The sequence below is a fragment of the Hydrotalea sp. genome, assembly GCF_049968455.1.
In the GTDB taxonomy this organism is placed as follows: Bacteria; Bacteroidota; Bacteroidia; order Chitinophagales; family Chitinophagaceae; genus Hydrotalea.
In genome coordinates this window covers 15,188-34,040 of sequence record NZ_JBMFQT010000013.1, presented here as the reverse complement: position 1 = coordinate 34,040, position 18,853 = coordinate 15,188, and the positions used below count along the sequence as shown (strand labels likewise).

General features: G+C 36.9%; 18 protein-coding genes. 10 read left to right on the top strand and 8 right to left on the bottom strand.

From position 1 onward, the window contains the following. Positions 1-21 precede the first annotated feature (21 nt). Positions 22-1,704, top strand: a complete 1,683-nt coding sequence (locus ACP5P5_RS10210) for a hypothetical protein (protein WP_428286007.1) — start codon at positions 22-24, stop codon at positions 1,702-1,704. Here the strand turns inward: ACP5P5_RS10210 and ACP5P5_RS10205 are convergent. Together ACP5P5_RS10205 and ubiE are read right to left on the bottom strand one after the other, a co-directional pair. Beyond that, positions 1,701-2,420, bottom strand: a complete 720-nt coding sequence (locus ACP5P5_RS10205) for an outer membrane beta-barrel protein (protein WP_428286006.1) — start codon at positions 2,418-2,420, stop codon at positions 1,701-1,703. The genes ACP5P5_RS10210 and ACP5P5_RS10205 overlap by 4 nt on opposite strands. After that, positions 2,393-3,139: a bifunctional demethylmenaquinone methyltransferase/2-methoxy-6-polyprenyl-1,4-benzoquinol methylase UbiE gene (gene ubiE, locus ACP5P5_RS10200; protein WP_428286005.1), complete on the bottom strand. Its 747-nt coding sequence runs from the start codon at positions 3,137-3,139 to the stop codon at positions 2,393-2,395. The genes ACP5P5_RS10205 and ubiE overlap by 28 nt, the downstream gene beginning before the upstream one ends. 205 nt (positions 3,140-3,344) lie before the next feature. Here ubiE and ACP5P5_RS10195 point away from each other — a divergent pair, with 205 nt between their 5' ends. From ACP5P5_RS10195 to ACP5P5_RS10180, 4 genes are read left to right on the top strand one after another with little or no spacing between them, the layout of a single operon-like run. Next, complete coding sequence (locus ACP5P5_RS10195; RefSeq protein ID WP_428286004.1) at positions 3,345-4,343, top strand: AAA family ATPase; 999 nt, start codon at positions 3,345-3,347, stop codon at positions 4,341-4,343. 35 nt (positions 4,344-4,378) lie between these two features. Continuing rightward, positions 4,379-5,245 (top strand): DUF58 domain-containing protein, encoded by an 867-nt coding sequence (locus ACP5P5_RS10190; RefSeq protein ID WP_428286003.1) that lies wholly within the window; start codon positions 4,379-4,381, stop codon positions 5,243-5,245. Continuing rightward, positions 5,242-6,216: a hypothetical protein gene (locus ACP5P5_RS10185; protein WP_428286002.1), complete on the top strand. Its 975-nt coding sequence runs from the start codon at positions 5,242-5,244 to the stop codon at positions 6,214-6,216. The genes ACP5P5_RS10190 and ACP5P5_RS10185 overlap by 4 nt, the downstream gene beginning before the upstream one ends. Positions 6,217-6,218: 2 nt before the next feature. Continuing rightward, the gene (locus tag ACP5P5_RS10180) at positions 6,219-7,223 is read left to right on the top strand and encodes a vWA domain-containing protein (RefSeq protein WP_428286001.1); all 1,005 of its coding nucleotides are present in this window, start codon (positions 6,219-6,221) and stop codon (positions 7,221-7,223) included. 13 nt (positions 7,224-7,236) lie between these two features. Here the strand turns inward: ACP5P5_RS10180 and ACP5P5_RS10175 are convergent, their stop codons facing one another. From ACP5P5_RS10175 to ACP5P5_RS10165, 3 genes are all read right to left on the bottom strand, one after another. Beyond that, a complete protein-coding gene (locus tag ACP5P5_RS10175; protein ID WP_428286000.1) occupies positions 7,237-9,837 on the bottom strand; it encodes a hypothetical protein in 2,601 nt (866 codons plus the stop codon). Positions 9,838-9,907: 70 nt separating this feature from the next. Beyond that, complete coding sequence (locus ACP5P5_RS10170) at positions 9,908-10,723, bottom strand: GLPGLI family protein (protein WP_428285999.1); 816 nt, start codon at positions 10,721-10,723, stop codon at positions 9,908-9,910. Positions 10,724-10,791: 68 nt separating this feature from the next. Continuing rightward, on the bottom strand, positions 10,792-11,109 hold the full coding sequence (locus tag ACP5P5_RS10165; protein WP_428285998.1) for a hypothetical protein: 318 nt from the start codon (positions 11,107-11,109) through the stop codon (positions 10,792-10,794). A gap of 467 nt (positions 11,110-11,576) precedes the next feature. Here ACP5P5_RS10165 and ACP5P5_RS10160 point away from each other — a divergent pair, with 467 nt between their 5' ends. Together ACP5P5_RS10160 and rsgA are read left to right on the top strand one after the other, a co-directional pair. Next, on the top strand, positions 11,577-12,140 hold the full coding sequence (locus tag ACP5P5_RS10160) for a response regulator (RefSeq protein WP_428285997.1): 564 nt from the start codon (positions 11,577-11,579) through the stop codon (positions 12,138-12,140). 270 nt (positions 12,141-12,410) lie between these two features. Further along, a complete protein-coding gene (rsgA, locus tag ACP5P5_RS10155; RefSeq protein WP_428285996.1) occupies positions 12,411-13,340 on the top strand; it encodes a ribosome small subunit-dependent GTPase A in 930 nt (309 codons plus the stop codon). 1 nt (position 13,341) lies between these two features. Here the strand turns inward: rsgA and ACP5P5_RS10150 are convergent, their stop codons facing one another. Beyond that, the gene (locus tag ACP5P5_RS10150; RefSeq protein WP_428285995.1) at positions 13,342-13,551 is read right to left on the bottom strand and encodes a hypothetical protein; all 210 of its coding nucleotides are present in this window, start codon (positions 13,549-13,551) and stop codon (positions 13,342-13,344) included. Between the two features lie 30 nt (positions 13,552-13,581). Further along, positions 13,582-14,118, bottom strand: coding sequence for a gamma carbonic anhydrase family protein (locus ACP5P5_RS10145; RefSeq protein ID WP_428285994.1), 537 nt, complete (start codon positions 14,116-14,118; stop codon positions 13,582-13,584). 92 nt (positions 14,119-14,210) lie between these two features. On the opposite strand from ACP5P5_RS10145, the gene ACP5P5_RS10140 reads away from it, so the two are divergent. After that, a complete protein-coding gene (locus ACP5P5_RS10140; protein ID WP_428285993.1) occupies positions 14,211-15,404 on the top strand; it encodes an aspartate aminotransferase family protein in 1,194 nt (397 codons plus the stop codon). Positions 15,405-15,524: 120 nt separating this feature from the next. On the opposite strand, the gene bshA is transcribed toward ACP5P5_RS10140, so the two are convergent. Further along, a complete protein-coding gene (gene bshA, locus ACP5P5_RS10135; protein ID WP_428285992.1) occupies positions 15,525-16,691 on the bottom strand; it encodes an N-acetyl-alpha-D-glucosaminyl L-malate synthase BshA in 1,167 nt (388 codons plus the stop codon). Positions 16,692-17,035: 344 nt separating this feature from the next. On the opposite strand from bshA, the gene ACP5P5_RS10130 reads away from it, so the two are divergent. Continuing rightward, complete coding sequence (locus ACP5P5_RS10130) at positions 17,036-18,406, top strand: M20/M25/M40 family metallo-hydrolase (protein WP_428285991.1); 1,371 nt, start codon at positions 17,036-17,038, stop codon at positions 18,404-18,406. 1 nt (position 18,407) lies between these two features. Next, on the top strand, positions 18,408-18,800 hold the full coding sequence (locus ACP5P5_RS10125) for a hypothetical protein (protein ID WP_428285990.1): 393 nt from the start codon (positions 18,408-18,410) through the stop codon (positions 18,798-18,800). The last annotated feature ends 53 nt before the right edge of the window (positions 18,801-18,853 follow it).

Below are 18,853 nucleotides of genomic sequence, written 5' to 3'. Positions count from 1 at the left end.
TTCAAATAATTCAGCAAGATTATGAAATGTTTGCGTTATGTAGCCCTGCCCCTTCTATTGATGTGTGTTATCAATGCTTGGTCGCAATCCGATTATGTTCCCTTGGGTAGCCGTCAATACGATTTGTTAACCCGCTTAGAATTAAAATTACGTACCGATTCAGTTTTAAACTTTTCGGCCGTAAAACCTTTTGAACGCAAAACCGTTACCGATAGATTATATTATATTCAAGCGTTAGCTGCTGCCGGAAAAATTCACTTATCTAAGGTAGATAAATATAATTTAAACCTGGTACTAAAAGATAATTTCGATTGGCGTCCCGGCTTAGTTGATACAACAATTCCACTCAAAAACTTGTTCACTTCTTCCATTAAAAATAATCCTGCTTATATAGGGGTGAAGCGGGGCGATTTTTCTGCATACATTTCTCCTTTATTAGATTTAGAACTAGGCCACGATAACAATTTAAATCATCCATTATTCATGAATAGGCGTGGTTTTTATTTGCGTGGTACGCTTTCAAAAGGTATTGGTTATTATTCTTATTTTACCACCAATCAGGAACGCGATCCTTTGTATGTGCAGCAATATGCACAAAAATACCAGGCTGTGCCCGGTGCCGGTTATTATAAAAATTATCAAACCGATGGGTTCGATTATTTTGATGCACGTGGGGGTATTATGTTTAAAGCCGGTAAATCCATCGATTTTCAATTTGCATACGATAAAGTATTTATAGGCAATGGTATTCGCAGTTTAATTTTAAGTGATGGTAGCAACGATATGCTATTCTTAAAAATCAATACCCGTTTCTGGAAATTCCAATACTATAATTTGTTTGCACAACTTGTTTCCAGTTACCAGCGTGGTCCTGATTATTTGCGTCCACAGAAGTATATGACTTTGCACTACTTAGATTTTCAAGCTACCAAATGGTTAAATATTGGGTTGTTTGAAGATGTAATGTTTGGTCGTTCTTCGGGCTTCGATTTGAATTATTTGAACCCTATTATTTTTTATCGTTCTGTCGAGCAACAGTTGGGTAGCCCCGATAAGGTTACTTTGGGTGGAAACATTAAGGCCAATGTATTTAAAAACACTCAATTGTATAGCCAAATCATTATTAATGAATTTGTAATGAAGGAAGTGTTAAGGTATAGGGATGGTTACTATGCCAATAAACAAGCATTGCAATTAGGCTTTAAATCAATTGATGTGTTTGGAATAAAAAATTTAGATGTACAGGGCGAGGTAAATTTAATTAGGCCATTTGTGTATTCGCATTACGATTCAGTTGGTTCTTTTACACATTACAATCAGCCACTGGCACATCCTTTAGGTGCCAATTTGCGTGAGTTTTTAGGGGTTATTAAATATCAACCCATTAATCGTTTACAACTTACTGCCAAAGCCATGTATATTGAACAGGGCTTGGATTCTGCAGGTTATAACTTTGGTGCTAATCCCTTTGAATTTTATACCTCCAATCGTATTAGCGATTATGGTTTCCACATTGGTAGTGGTTTATTGGCCAAAACTGCTATGGTTTCTGCAACGGTTACATATGAGTTAATTCCCAATTTGTTTTTTGATGTTACCGGCACTATTAGAAAGTACAAAGTTGTGAACCAACCCGATTTTACTTCAAACATCATAATGCTGGGCATGCGTTGGAATTTAGCCCGACGAACATTCGATTTTTAATCCTCAAAATGAATGGAGAAAACAATCATGCGTGATTGCAGTTGTTGAAAAACGCTGGCATATTTTAGGTTGGGGTCCGGAATCAGCAAATTGGTTAAGCCATAGCTGAATTTTATTTCGGGCGATATGGTAACAAAGGGCAAAAAGAAATTAAAACCTAAACCGCCTTCCAACCCAAAATCATTTTTTCGCAGTTTAATAATATCGGGCACATTGCGCAGTGCAGAGTTGCTCGATAAATCCGTGTCGAACTTAACGCCAAATAATAAATAAGTTCTGAAATTATCAATACGGTCAGAGTTAAACTTAAAATGTAACGGCATACTTACTATGGTGGTAGGAAGGGTTTGTTTTTGTTCCTTTGCTTCGTTAGGTTGCGTACTGCCTAATGTGTAGGAAAAATAACGTGACCCCCCCAAAAAAAGTGTTGGGTTAAATCGAATTTGAAAGTGGTCGCTAAGGCGGCCTGTGGCCAGCAAGCCCAATGAAATACCGCCGGTTGAACCTTGTTCAGCGGTTAACACACTATCATTCGCCATGAAGTGGCTTGATTTTAATTGATGAAGGTAAGAAGAATTATAGCCCAACGTTAAACCAAAATAATAGGGCATATCATCGTGGTAAGGACGATAAATTTCCCTTTGGGCCGAAGCCTGTAAAACAAAGAAAACCGGCAGAAAATAAAAAATTATTTTGAACCGCAATAAATGGTGCATATACCTAAACTAAGGGGTTTTAAATACGTTTGGGTAAATCCTGCTTCATGCATAATGGTTAAAAATTGTTTACCTTCCGGAAAGGCTCGAACACTATTGTTCAGGTATTTGTACGCTTTTTTATTTTTCGAAAATAATTGTGCAAATGTTGGTGCTATTGTGCTAAGATATAAATTATAAATTATTTGAAAAGGTTTCCACCGGGGTTTTGAAAATTCCAATATTACAATTTTACCGCCAGGTTTTAATACCCGGTGCATTTCCTGTAAACCTTTTAACAAATTTTCAAAATTGCGTACCCCAAACGAAACGGTAATGGCATCAAAGCTATTATCTTCAAAATCAATATGTTCACTATCGCCTTGTTGTAGAATAATGTTATTGGAAAGGCCGGCTTTTTCAATTTTTTGTTTGCCCAGGTTTAACATTCCCTCACTTATGTCAATCCCTATAATTTTTTGGGGTTTCAGTCTTGCATAGGTCATTAAAGCCACATCGGCAGTGCCGGTTGCTACATCTAAAATAGTTTGAGGTTGCAGGGCTTTTAATTGTTGAATGGCTTTTTTACGCCAAATAATATCAATTCCACCACTTAAAAAACGGTTCAGAAAGTCATATTTCCCCGCAATATTGTTAAACATTTCAGCTACCTGTTCTTTTTTATGCAGGGTACTTTGCTGGTCGGGAACAATCTTGTCGTGCGCAAATTCAGTAGGCATAGGCTGCGAAGATATTTAATTATTCATGTGTTTATGAAATAGTATACAACCTTAACAAATGGCATGATTTTTATGTTTGATGCATGCCTATTTACAGTTAAATTTGAAGCCAATGTACCGTATTGCCCTAAAATATTCACAATTAAAAATAGGAATTATGCCCTTACGCGGGGCAGTTTGTATTTTCACCTCATAAAAATAGCCCATGCACACACCCGAATCCATTCAGGAAATGAATCAGCAAATTGAATTACACGCCCAATTTATCGATCGTATAAAAGTAGAACTGGCAAAAGTGATTGTGGGCCAACAATATATGGTTGACCGACTATTGATTGGCTTACTCAGCAATGGTCATGTGTTGTTAGAAGGTGTTCCCGGCCTGGCCAAAACCCTTACCATCAAGTCGCTGGCACAAGCGGTAAATGGCCAGTTTAGCCGCATACAATTTACCCCCGATCTTTTACCTGCCGATGTTATTGGCACCATGATTTATAACCAACCCAAAAATGAATTCCTGGTTCGCAAAGGGCCCATATTTGCCAATTTTATTTTGGCCGATGAAATTAACCGCGCCCCGGCTAAAGTGCAAAGTGCTTTGTTAGAGGCCATGCAGGAAAAGCAGGTAACCATTGGCGAAACAACATATCCACTGCCATCGCCTTTTTTGGTGTTGGCTACTCAAAATCCGTTAGAGCAAGAAGGTACCTATGCTTTACCCGAAGCCCAGGTTGACCGCTTTATGTTGAAGGTAATGGTGGGTTACCCCGATAAACAGGAAGAACAACTTATTATACGCCAACAAGTGCAAGGCATGGAACTACCTGGTATTCAACCGGTGGTAGATGTTTCAGAAATATTAACTGCTCGCAACTTAGTTCGGAAGGTTTATATGGATGAAAAAATAGAAAATTACATTCTCGATTTAGTGTTTGCTACCCGTTATCCCGAACAATATGGCTTAAGTAAATTAAAACCCATGATTGGTTATGGTGGTTCGCCACGTGCCAGCATCAATTTAGCATTAGCGGCTAAGGCTGTTGCCTTTTTACACAAGCGCAGTTACGTTATTCCCGATGATATTAAAGCAATTGCTAAAGATGTGTTGCGGCATCGTATAGGACTAACCTACGAAGCTGAAGCCGAAAACACTACTACTGAGTCAGTAATTGATATGCTTTTAGCTACTATTCAGGTGCCTTAGTATATATACCCTTATCTAGTTGTTAAATATTGTATATGGAAGCAGCCGAATTATTAAAAAAAGTACGTGAACTGGAAATAAAAAGTAAGCGATTAACCAATCGCTTATTTACGGGTGAATACCATTCGGCATTTAAAGGCAGAGGAATGGCTTTTAAAGAAGTGAAAGAATACAGTGCAGGCGATGATATTCGGTTTATTGATTGGAATGTTAGTGCCCGTATGAATGATACATTTACTAAAGTTTTTGAAGAAGAACGGGAACTAGAAGTTTTTATTCTGGTAGATGCCAGTGCCAGTAACTTAATGGGCACACAACAGCAGTTTAAAAAAGATTTAATTACCGAAATGGCTGCTGTATTGGCTTTTAGTGCATTGAACAATAATGATAAAACAGGATTATTATTTTTTACCGATAGGGTAGAAAAGTTTATTCCCTCTAAAAAAGGACGTCAACATGCATTATTCATGGTTCGCGAATTGGTGTCATTACAACCCATGCATAAACAAACCAATATTGTAAAAGCCTTGCAATATTTAAACAATATAGCGCGCCACAAAAGCATTGTTTTTTTATTAAGCGATTTTGCTGATGAGGGTTATGAAGAGGCTTTACGTATCGCTTCACGCCGGCACGATGTAATTGGGATACAAGTATATGATGCATTGGATGTAGCCTTGCCCAACATGGGATTAGTAGTGGTTGAAGACCCCGAAACAGGCGAACAATTATGGTTAGATACAGCCAGTAAAGCCGTTCGTCAACAATATGCCGCACAGTTTGCTAAAATACAACACGATGTAAAAAAAGTATTCAAAACCGCCGGTGCCGATTTGCTGCAAATAGCTACCGGACAAGATTACGTTAAAATTCTGCAGCAATTCTTTATTCAAAGGGCATGAGTCAATTTTATTATTATATACAGCAAGTGTGTACCGCTATTAACCACATCTCATTGTTCAAACATAAACAATGGCTTGGCTTGCTGCTGTTTTGTTTGCCCATACTAACATTTAGCCAACAAATTACAGTAAAGCTGAACCCCGATAAAATCTTAATCGGCAATCAGGCGCAATTAACTATTCAAGTTGAAAATGTTCAAAAAAACAGCAGTGGCATTCAGCAATGGTTACAAATGCCTGATACATTTGGGCATATACAAGTGGTGAAGCGGGAGCCCATTGATACTTTTACTGTTGATGGCAATACTATTTTTTCACAGAAAATAACCATTACCTCATTCGATTCGGGCAGTTGGAAGATACCTGCACTAACGGTTGTGTTTAACAACAAACAAATAGTAACCAATAAAAACACACCTGTTTTAACAGTTTTGCCGGCTAATGTATTGGGCATGAATGATTACAATGGTTTTACGGATATTATTTCAGTTACCCCACCGCCTAAACCATTTCCCTGGTGGATAATTGCAGCAGCCATTACCGCAGTAGTTTTAGCATTCATCATTATACAATGGGCACGAAAGCTTAGAAAACAGAAGTCCGTTACCGTTAGTCCGCCAAAAACGAAAGAACAAATATTTGAGGCCTTAACACAATTAAAAGAAAAGTACCCTTATGCATCCGGTAACGACCGGCTTCTATTTACTGAATTAGTTGAATTGTGTAGAAGCTTTACAGATATATGCTATCAGCAAAACACCCAAAGTTATACTACAGATGAGTATATGATTATTATTAAAAATAAAATTGGCAACGAGTCGGTCCAAAATACTTATTTTCAAATGCTTCGTTTGGCCGATGCCGTTAAGTTTGCACAATATAAACCTACGGAAAATGAAGTAAATGCAGCCATTGATGCCGGTAAGCAAATGGCTAAAACCGTACAACAATTTTCAATACAACCCAAGTAAACATGCTGTCATCGTGGCTTCAACATACTGAATTTGCTTATCCATGGGTGTTGCCCCTGTTACTCATTATCCCGTATTTGGTATATTGGTATATAAAAACTTTCCATCGTCAAATACCTGCCGTTCGTATAACTACTACGCATTTTTTAAAGGGAACAGCCGGTATAAAATCTAATTTAAAACATCTACCTTTTGTTTTACGCTTATTAGCGCTCAGTGCTATTATTATTGCTTTAGCACGTCCACGACAACAGTTTACCAAACAACAAATTAATGGGAAAGGTATTGATATAATATTGTGTATTGATATTAGTGGTAGTATGACGGAGCAAGACTTTGTACCTAACCGATTAGAGGCTGCTAAAAAAGTAGCTGCCGAGTTTGTTGAAAACAGACCCGGTGATGAAATAGGGGTAGTAATTTTTAGTAGTCAAAGTTTTACTTTATGCCCCTTAACAGTTGATCATAATGCAGTATTAAGCCAAATTAACAATATTCAAAACGGATATTTGCAGGAAGAAGGAACGGCTATTGGTTCGGGATTAGCTACCAGTGTTGATAGATTACGCAATAGTAATAATAAAAGTAAAGTAATTATTTTATTAACCGATGGAGTGGATTTTGGCGGACAAATACCGCCGGATGTAGCCCTTAATATGGCAAAATTATATGGCATTAAAGTTTATACAATAGGCGTAGGCAGTAATACCAATCGGGTAGATGATAACCATAATATCATTAATAACAATAATTCCGGTCCGTTAGATTTTAATGAAGAATTATTAAAACAACTGGCTGCCGAAACCGGCGGGCAATATTATCATGCTACCAATAACGCTGCCTTACAAAATATTTATAAAAGTATTGATGGGTTAGAAAAAAGTAATATTACCGTTACAACCTATAAACGGTATACCGAGCAATTTCAATGGTTTGTATTGGCTGCATTGGTATTGGTGGTGTTAGAAGCATTGCTGCGCTTAACACTCTTACGAAAATTTCCATAATGTAATACCAGCCTTAAAATGCAAATCGAATAGCAGCAGTAACTTGCCTGGGACGCATAAACATACCCGATTGTACCGTATAGTATCCATTAATATTGGTGCTAACCAAATAATTGTTGTTGAATAGATTGCGTACACCCAATTCAACATCTGTTTTGTTTTTTAATTGTTTTCTTAGTAATAAATCAGCAAAAAATGTGTTTTGTTGATTTACAGAGCCATTGTTATAATAGTGTTCCAGTTGTGTAAGAATGTTTATATCCGCAGGCAAAGTATGGTTGTATTTTAAAATTTGGCTATAAAGAAAGGTAGTATTCGGGTTATTGTTTTTAATGGAAAGCATTAGCCATTGTGGGTTTATTTGATAATCAACTGTTCCCCATTTTGCAAAAATCCCGTTGTAGCTCACTCGTGTATTAATTAACCAATTGGTGGTGGGTGTAAGTATTTGATTAATGTATTGTTTAAATTGTCCAATATTAATATCGGTAGCAATGGCAAAACTGCTGTGCCATTCGTAAATTGTTTTGCTATAACGGATATTAAATATATGTTGCTGTATGGTATTGCTTATTGGTATTGCCGTACTTTGCTGACTACCATTTAATGCAATACTGGTATTAAGTATATAGGGTTGAGTGATGTTTGAGTAAGTATATAGAATATTAAAAAATGATGCATGTAAGGTACTTCTATATATGAGTGCTGTAGTTGCATTCAATGTTTTTACAATGCCTAAGGGGTATGGGTTCGATTGTAAGTTTCGATAGCTTTTTAGTATATAACCATAATAAATATTCAGATAATTATCAATTTTTTGTTGATAGCTCACACTACTATTCCACTGCCATAAGTTATTTAAATTATATCTTATGTAAAATTCAGGATTTAAGGTGAGCATATTTTTTTCATTCATCAAGTATTGCAGTGTATCTTTTAAATTCACTTGCATATATTGTATGGGCAATTTTATGCCCATATTACCTTGCCTTATTTTTTTATTCCATTCCTGAGTAATATAGGTATTTAGTGATTGAATTTGAATATTATTCTTAAAAGGTAAAGGCAATGCAACGGAGTCATTTATTTCAATAGAAGTATTGTTTTGTTGTTGAATGGTATTTAATCCTGCCCGAAAATTAACTGTATATGCTTTTATTTGTTTGATTAACTCAGCAGCTTGTTGAGTTTTAAAAAAATATTGTTTAAAATGTTGTATGGTGTTTAGGTAACTTACATTGTTATTTAATATATTACTATAAACCCCGGGAATTACTGTTAATGTATTGTACTGCTGATGATAATTAATGATAGAATGTAAGGAGACTAATTGTTTACGAATGGGTACTATAGTTTTAAAGTTATTGGAAAATGCCAGGAAATTATTTTTAGTATATTGTTGAATAGGTTTGCTTTGCGTGAATGTATTGCCATTTTGTTCATCCCAATTCCCTTTAAAGCGTAATGTGTTTTTGTAGAAAATATTGTTTTTGTTTTTTTGAATGACCAAACTATTTTCTGTACGGCAGGTGTTGAATGTATTTTCTATTTGTTCATTCAATATTATGTTGCCATTTTCTAAAGAATAGGTAGTGCTATTGTTGCCCTGTTGCGTTTGGTGGTCATTTATATAAGCAAGACTTAATTTTATTTCTAAACCATTGTTGTTTTTGGTTAAATATTGCAGTGTAGGCATTTGCAAACGATTAAATAAATATTGCCTGCTATTAATGGAAGGCTTTGGCAATGCAACAATATTCAAAGGATTGGTAGGTTCGTCTCTATCATTTAACTGATTGGTAAGTTCTTCAATGCTTAAAGTATTTAATTGTTGCGAAGCATCATTGCCCGAATTATTTAATTGGTAAGAAGCAATGAGTTGTTCCTTCTTTTTAAATAGCATTGGTGTAATATTACCTTCGTACAATAAAGGTGACAGCCCTGCCATGGCATATACTGTTCCGGTAGTTGTAGTATTTTTTTTAAGTTTTATGTTTAAGGAAGCTTTATCGGATGGGCTAATGCTATCAAGTATTTTTATGGGTTGATGATTTTCTAAAATTTGTACGCTACTAACTGCATCATAGGGTAAATTTTTATTGGCTAAATTATATTTCCCCTCCAGTAAATCCATTCCTTCAATATAATATTTGTCAATGGGTTTACCTAAGTAGTAAATTTTCCCATCAGGACCTATTTCAATACCAGGCATTCTTGCAATAACATCACCTATACTTCTATCATTTAATTGTGCAAATGCATCTACCCGATAACTTATTGTATCATTTCTTTTACTAATTGGGCCGCTTTTAACAGTAACTTCTTTTATTTCTGTAATTGCATGCTGTAAAGTAATTATTAATGGAGAACTTATGGAATGCAGTGTCTTTTGATAAATTTTAAAATTTAATGCTTTTGCCTGAACTACCATGGGTAAAGTATTGCCGGTAATATTTATTTCGAAATATCCTTGCTCGTTAGAAATACCATACGCTAAGGTTTTATGCATGGCACTGTCATGTAGCGTAACCATTACATTTTCCACCGGTTTATACTGTAAACTATCTTGTATATAACCTTTTAATATGTTTTGGCCAATTACAATATTTAGCATTAAAGGAAAAACAACAAAAAAACAGCACAATTTTTTCAGAATCAAATTGCATTAATTTTAAAGTTTAGTATCAAAATTTTTCAATCAGGTTATTTTCTTTTTTTAATTTTTCCGATGCAGTATTTTTAGCAGATTCGTCGATATTTATTTTAAGAGCAGCTAAAGTGTTATTCATTGCCATGGATGGATTGGCTTTGTACTTTTTCAAGGTTTCTAAAAAAACAGATTTGGTAACCTGTGTATAGTTTTGTTGGCTAGGTGTTATTATATAGTTGTCTGCTAATTTTTTAAATCCGGTAAGTATAAATTGTACTTGATGCGCACTATCTTCTACTGCTACTATAAATCCCGGTAATCCAAAAAATTTGTATGGGCCTGTAGGTATGGGTATTTCATCGGTAAACCAGGCTGTATAATTTCTTCCCCCATAATTGCAGGTAGCCGACTGGCAACGATATCCTGCTATGGTAGTATCATTACTGCCCAATTGCCAATTAAAATCGGGGGTTTCTGTATATTGAAAGCGTTCAGTCATTATTTGATCGCGATAAATAACTTGGTGGTTGTATTGATAAATTTCAAATAAAAATTTTGTTTTAGGTATTTTCCCCAACTGAAGTTGCGTTATTGTTTTGTTGGGTTGAGTATTATCATTATATAGCAATGAATCACGTAACATTTTATTAGCCGACTCAAATTTGGTAAGTTGTTTACCAATTAACAAAATTGCTTGCTCATGTACCAACGATGTAGGATTGGTGCTATCAGTTTGAAATGTAATTTCAAAACTAGCTTGGTATACTGCTTTATCTTGTTTGGGCAATACTTGTGCAGTTAATACACTATAACACAATACGATTATTGCCGTTAATTTCCATTTTAACATAGGTGATTAAGTTTTATTTATAAAAAAAAGATGCTGCCTTTTTTAATTTAAGACAGCATCTTGTTGCACTAGGGACAAATTATATCATCCACTATTAATAATGCCTCTATAAGTGTACCCAAATCGCCTTCATATCCGCAAATTGTAGCAACCGGACCACATGAGAAATGAACTTCTATACAATCACTGTTTGCATTTGGCTCTAAATTCATATGCCTGCTATCATAATAACTAGCATTAGTATTATTAAACTTAGGTATAAAAGCTTTCTCCATTTTTTTGTCAATTGAAAAAGTCGTACTGTTGAAGTTTGCAGATTCTGCATTAGCTGCAGACAATGTAAAGCCTACAATCAGGCATAATATTTTAACAAATAGATGTTTCATATTTATTTTTTATTTGTAATCTCATCTGTCTAACGCCATGATGAGAATTTTCAGCGGATTTTTGAATGACTTAACTGTCATATATAAGTGGATAGCAGTTGGCCTAACTGAATATCCACACTGTGTATCGTACAGCAACGAAGTAGTTAATAAAGTATTAACCACTTTATAATTTTAAGCTTAAAATTTAATTAAAATTAATGCATTGTTTTAAATACATCTTTAGTAATTTTCCTAAATATTCTACGTAGTTTTACGCTATTTTTAAAAAAACGCTTCTTCCTATCCAATTGTACCCGATATAATTTAATTTTATTCAAATTGTTCCTTTTATGACTTCCGCCATCAATTTGGTATTAGTAGACGCTAAGCCGGATTATCTATTAAAACTTCAAAAAATGTTGAATGGCATACCATTTGTCAACATTTTTGTTTACGGCTAATAGTGGTGCTGATTATTTAAAAAGTTGCAGCAGGTTAAAACAGAGCCGGATGTAATAATAACCGATTTGCTAATGCCGGCAATAGATGGTATGGGGCTTGCAGCCATTTTACTTTATTCCTGGCCTGCTTTACCCATTATTGTATTGTCTGAGCTACTTTCTGAATATGAAATAGCGGAGTTAATGGATATAGGCGTAAAGGGTTTTTTAAGTAAAAAAAAGCTTACCCGTGTTATTCTGGAACAGGCTATTAATTGTGTAAGTTATCGACAGGATTTTATTGATGAAGCTGCGTTTAATCCGGAACAAATTGATAAAGCGTTACATCATCTGAAAAGGCTGCCCTATGAAAAAAATATTACGCAACAATTAACTAACAAGGAATTTTTGTATTTACAATTGTTAGTAACAATGGAGGATGAAGTAGAAATAGCGGAAGTGATGCATGTTTCTTTGAAAACACTACAATACTATGCCACCGGTTTGCGTAAAAAAACTGATACACATTCTAAATCGGCCTTACTATTATTTGCCATAAGAAACAGATGGGTAAAAGTTTATAAGGCTTATGTTAATAGCAATTATTAATTAAACACTTTGATAGATTATGAATTGTAATGGTGTGAATGCTATTGAATGGTTCTTTGTGTAAGCAATTCCATTTTTTTATTGACGGGCTATATGAAACTTAAAAAATAAAATAATATAATCGCAATTCTATAGTCCAAACTTTATTTTCTTTTCCGCTAATCCATCGCTGAACAAACATGATTACTTTATAACCTACTGCCTTAGCTTCAACACATTCTCCTCAAAAAATTTCTCAGTTCTCTTTATCTTACAGCCTTATTCTATTGCATGAAGGCAACTGTATATAAATCAACCGGTAGCTGGTACCAGGTAAAAGCGGAAGATGGCCAGTTTTATGCTGCCCGCATAAAAGGGGTGTTTAAAATTGAGGGGTTTACCTCTACCAACCCCATTGCCGTTGGCGATTTGGTTGAAATAGCCATTGAGCCCGGCCCTGAACAGCATGCCATTATTGAAGCCATTGAGCCTCGCCATAATTATGTTATTCGTCAAAGTCCGCACCACCGCAAACATCACCATATTATTGCTGCTAATATTGATCAAAGTATTTTATTCATCACCCTTAAACAGCCCCGCACATCGCAAGGGTTTATTGACCGGTTTTTGGTAGCCTGCGAAATGTATCATGTGCCCGCTATTTTAATATTTAATAAAGCAGATATATATCGGGAAAAAGAAATGCAACAGTTTCAGCAATTAGAGGCTTTGTATACGCAAATAGGGTACCGTGTGTTGTTGTGCAGTATGGTAACACAACAAAATATAGCCGAGTTAAAAGCATTGCTGCTGCAAAAAATAAGTTTAATCAGTGGGCATAGTGGGGTGGGTAAATCTACTTTTATTCAACAGCTTTTTCCCGATTTGTCGCTTAAAACATTGGCCGTAAGTGAATGGAGTGGTAAAGGTATGCACAGCACCACTTTTGCCGAAATGTTCGATTTGCCGGATGGCGGTAAGATCATTGATACACCCGGTATTAGAGAATTGGCATTGGTGGATATTAATAAACAGGAATTGTCGCACTATTTTCCCGAAATGCGTGAACGATTAATGGAATGTCAATTTAATAATTGCTTGCACATGTATGAACCCGGTTGTGCCGTTAAAGCAGCTGTTGAAAATGGCGAAATTGCCGAAGAACGCTATTTTAGTTATTTAAAATTATTAGAAGAGATTGACGAAAATACCTGGGCCTAAATTAATTACCCCCTACATTTTTATCGGCCTTGAATTTAGGCGCTTTACTGGCTGCTTTCATGGCCTTAGGATCACCGGCAGCTAATTTGCCGGCATCTACATTCTTCCCGTTCGATGGGCAGCCATTGCGATTGGCATGGTTAAATAAACTGCATGATGCGAAAGCCATAACAATACCCATCAATACTAAAATATGTTTGCTGTGTTTCATGTGCTTATTACAACGTTTTAAGGTATTCAATTATTGCTTAGGACATTCATTGGCATTGGCAAACCACCCTGCATAAAAAGTATAATTATGGGCAATGCGATTAATTTCGCCTTCTAACAATTCCTGTGATACTTCTTTTACTTTTTTGGCAGGCACACCGGCATATACACAACCGGCTTCTACCACTGTTCCTTCTAATACTACAGCACCGGCAGCAATAATGGAATTGCTATGTACGATACATCTATCCATAACAATGGCTCCCATACCAATCAACACATTATCATGTACGGTGCAGCCATGAACAATAGCATGGTGTCCTATCGACACATTATTGCCAATTGCGGTAGCGTTTTTTTGATAAGTGCAATGAATAACGGCACCATCTTGCACATTCACCCTATTTCCCATGGTAATATTGTTCACATCGCCGCGAATAACTGCATTAAACCAAACACTGCAATCATTACCCATTATTACCTTGCCTACAATAGTGGCATTGGGGGCAACAAAGCAATTTTGCCCAAATTGCGGATGTATATTTTCAACCGGAAGAATAATGGCCATAATATTTTGTTAGATAACTTTTTTTTATACATTATTTCATTAGCCGAATGTATAACTTCGTTTTCTATTTTCAAAGCTATTGAAATCCCCGTATGAATTACAGACAACTTTTTTTGCAACATATTGCACAAACATCTCCTGCTCCTATAGGATTGCACATGCAACGAGCGCACGGTATTTATTTGTTCGATGTAAATGGCAAAGAATACATTGATGGTATTTCGGGTTTCAGTGTTGCCAATATTGGCCATAGTCATCCCAAAGTGGTGAATGCCGTTCAGCAGCAGGCCTCAGAATATATGCATTTAATTGTGTATGGTGAATTTATTCAACAACCACAAGTGGCTTATGCCAAATTATTAGCCGACCATTTACCCGCTACTTTAAATTGTGTATATTTTACGAATAGTGGTGCCGAAGCCGCTGAGGGTGCTATGAAATTAGCCAAACGCATAACGGGGCGTACTAAAATTATAGCCTTTCATAATGCATACCATGGCAGTACGCAAGGGGCTTTAAGCATAATGGGGAATGAATATTGGCGCAATGCCTACCGCCCATTGTTACCCGAAGTGTATCATTATGAATATGGCAGTGCAGAAGCCTTGCAGGCCATTGATGCACAAACGGCTTGTGTTATGGTTGAAATGGTGCAAGCAGAAGCAGGCATAGTAAAAACATCGAATGATTGGTTACGTGCACTACGTGAGCAATGCACCGCAAAAGGTGTTTTATTAATTGCCGATGAAATACAATCAGGCTTTGGCCGAACCGGTACGCTATGGGCTTTTGAACAAACCGGCATTGTGCCCGATGTGTTGTTGTTGGGTAAAGCCTTAGGCGGTGGTATGCCATTGGGTGCTTTTATCGCTTCGCGAAAAAATATGCATGCACTTACCCATCATCCGGTGTTGGGGCATATTACTACTTTTGGCGGGCATCCGGTTTCTTGTGCGGCAGGTAAAGCTGCTTTGGAAGTATTACTCGATCAACATTGGATGAAAGAAGTAAAAGAAAAAGAAACATTTTTAAAAGAGCAACTGCACCATAAAGCCATTAAAGCCATTCGTAGTGCCGGTTTGTGGATGGCTATTGAATTTGATAGTTTTGAAACCAATCAAAAAGTTATTCATCATTGTATTCAACAAGGTTTAATTACCGATTGGTTTTTATTCAACCCACAGTCTATGCGCATAGCACCGCCGCTGTGTATTCAAAAAAAAGAATTAAAGAAAATGGCCGATATTATTTTGCAAAGTATTGACGATGCAGCCATTCATTCCTAACTATTCAAATGCTTGGTTCGCATGCCCTGCACACAAACGGGGCAATACCAAAGCTGTAATAATTGATGGTTACAAATTGTTCCAATAAAAAATAGATAAGCAAAAAGGTAGATTATTTCTTTATTCCTGTACAGCCTGTTTTTCTTCCGGTTCTTTAATTTTCATTCTGCAAAAGCGACTGTACAATTTTTCGTATTGTGGAATAATGTTGGCTATATCAAAATGCTTGGCCTGTTCATAAGCAGCCAGTTTCATTTGCTTTAGTTTGTGCTCGTCTTTCAATATGGTTATGGCAAATTCACTCATTGCAGCCACATCACCCACATTGGCCATAAAGCCTGTTTTGCCTTGTATATTTATCTCAGGCAAGCCACCTGCGTTGGTGCTGATAACTACATTTTTTGCTGCCATAGCTTCTAATGCGGCCAATCCAAAACTTTCATATTCACTGGGTAATAAAAACACATCACTCACGGCTAAAATTTCCTCTATCTGTTCTTGTTTACCTACAAAACGAACGTCATCCAATAGACCTAAAACCCGCACCAATTCTTCCATTGCAGGTCTTTCCGGTCCATCGCCCACCATGAGTAGTTTGGCGGGAATATATTTTCTAACCTCGGCAAATACTTTAATTACATCCTGCACTCTTTTTACTTTTCTGAAGTTAGAAGCATGCACTAAAATTTTTTCACCCATAGGGGCAATTACTTTTTTAAATGCATCGAAAGGTTTTTTATGAAAACGTTGCACATCAACAAAGTTGGTAATTACCTCAATGTTTTTGGTTATGGCAAAGTTTTTAAAGGTTTCTTCTTTCAAGTTTTGCGATACAGCAGTAATGGCATCGCTTTCGTTAATGGAAAAAGTTACTACCGGCTCATAGGTTTTATCTCGGCCTACCAAAGTAATATCCGTTCCATGTAAGGTGGTAATAACGGGTATATTGCGGCCATTTTTACTTTTTACAATTTGTTTGGCCATATAAGCTGCCGATGCATGCGGAATGGCATAATGCACATGCAGTAAATCTAAATCGTGGTTCATTATCACATCAACCATGGTACTGGCCAATGCTACTTCGTAAGGAGGATAATCGAACAAGGGGTAAGTGGGTACCCTTACTTCATGGTAAAAAATATTGGTATTAAACACATTTAACCGAACGGGTTGCTGATAAGTTATAAAATGTACCTGATGGCCTTCATCGGCTAAAGCTTTTCCCAGTTCTGTAGCCAAAACACCGCTCCCACCAAAGGTGGGATAACATACAATACCAATACGCATAGCTAATTCTTTCTGCTAAGTAACAACTATTTGGGCTTTCTGTTCAATGAAAATGGTTAACCGGCAAGATTTTATGGAACAAATGTTTGCAAGGGTACTTAGAACACGGGTTACTGTCTTTTTGGCATTGTATGAATGGTTAAGCATACACAATTGGGCTTTTAAGTATGGTATTCCTTCGGCCCTGCTTCGATACTGCTTCGGGTCAACAGCGTTGCGTAACGCTGTTGATTGCCTTGTGTATGGGCAATGGGTAGCATAATGACCAAATTGGCAGGCTTTACCTTATCTTTATACCTATAACTTGTATAGTACCTAATGATATACCCAAACCCTGATTGTTTATGCGGAAAAAAATATTTTTTGCCTTTTTATTGTTCCCCTTTTTAACCCGGGCACAACAAGCCACCGATAGTACTTTTTTAAAACAGTTAGCCGATAATGTGTTAACCGAAGGGCAAGCCTATACCTTATTGCACCAGTTAACCAAACAAATAGGAGGGCGTTTGGCCGGTTCGCCGCAATTTATGCAGGCCGTTTTGTGGGGCGAAAAGGTAATGAAAGCTGCCGGTGCCGATTCTGTGTATTTGCAGCCCTGTAAGGTGCCCCATTGGGTAAGAGGTGGAAAAGATAAAGCGGTAATAACGCAAATGGGTAGCCGTAAAGTGCAAAAAAGTTTGTCGGTTTCAGCCTTGGGTAACTCATTAGGAACTCCCAAAGGGGGCATAACGGCATCGGTATTAGCCGTTAAAAATTTTGAGGAATTAGAGGCACGAAAAAATGAGGCAAAGGGTAAAATTGTATTTTTTAATTATCCTTTCAATCCAACTTATATAGTACCCGGCAGGGCTTATGGCGAAACGGGTGCCTATCGCCGCAATGGGGCATCTATAGCCGCTAAATACGGTGCAGTGGGTGTGGTTATTCGTTCGTTAAGCGGCTCAACCGATAACAATGCACATACCGGCGTAATGGCTTATAATGATTCCTTTCCTAAAATTCCGGCTGCTGCTTTGGGGTTAATTGATGCGGATAGTTTGTATGCCTGGTGTAAACGCATGCCCGTTCAATTACACTTAGAAACCTATGGACACTTTTTGCCGGATACCGTTGGGTATAATGTAGTAGGTGTTTTAAGGGGTACAGAATTGCCACATCAATACATTACCGTTGGTGGCCACTTAGATAGTTGGGATGAAGGCGAAGGTGCCCACGATGATGGTGCCGGCATAGTACAAACCATTGAAGTATTAAGAGTATTTAAAGCATTGGGCTATCGCCCGAAACATAGTATGCATTTTGTGTTATTTGCCAATGAAGAAAATGGTTTGAGGGGAGGCAATGAATATGCCCGAGTTGCCGCTGAGCAAAGTGATGAGCCTATTTTTGCTTTGGAAAGTGATGAAGGCGGCTTTACGCCGCGGGGCTTTGGATGCAGTACCAATACCGAAAAATTAGCATTAATCAGAAGCTGGATTCCCTTGCTGCAGCCTTATGGCACCGACATGATAAATGCCGGAGGTGGTGGCGCCGATATTGGTCCGTTGGTTCGGCATTTTCATATTCCTGCTTGTGGCTTAATGCCCGATAATCAACGCTATTTTGATATTCACCATACCAAAGCCGATGTGTTTGAAGCGGTGAATAAAAGAGAATTGTTGTTGGGGGCTATAAATATGGCAGGACTGGTGTATCTTGTAGACAAATATTTTTAATATGAAAGCAAGAAAATGGCTGCGTAATACCATTATTATTCTCCTTATTATTGCTGCCGGCTGGTTTTACTGGCAATTTTATTTTGTATTTGCAACGGGCACCAAAGCCGGTGTGTTGAATACATTTCAGCACAAGGGAGTTATTTTTAAAACCTGGGAAGGAAAAATTATACAAAGTGGTTTTAAAGCCAATGTGCAAAGCAATGAGTTTTCATTCAGTGTAACCAATCCTAAAGTAGCAGCTATATTAGAACAAAATTCGGGGCGTGATATGAATTTGCATTATAAACTGTACATGGGTGCATTGCCCTGGCGCGGTATGCAGAAATTTATTGTAGATAGTGTAATTGAAATACGCGGCAATGGTGGTGTTGGCACCATTGAATCCCAATAATCAATCACTCAATACACAAATATTATTTTTTCATTATTTTTATTTCCCTGCAT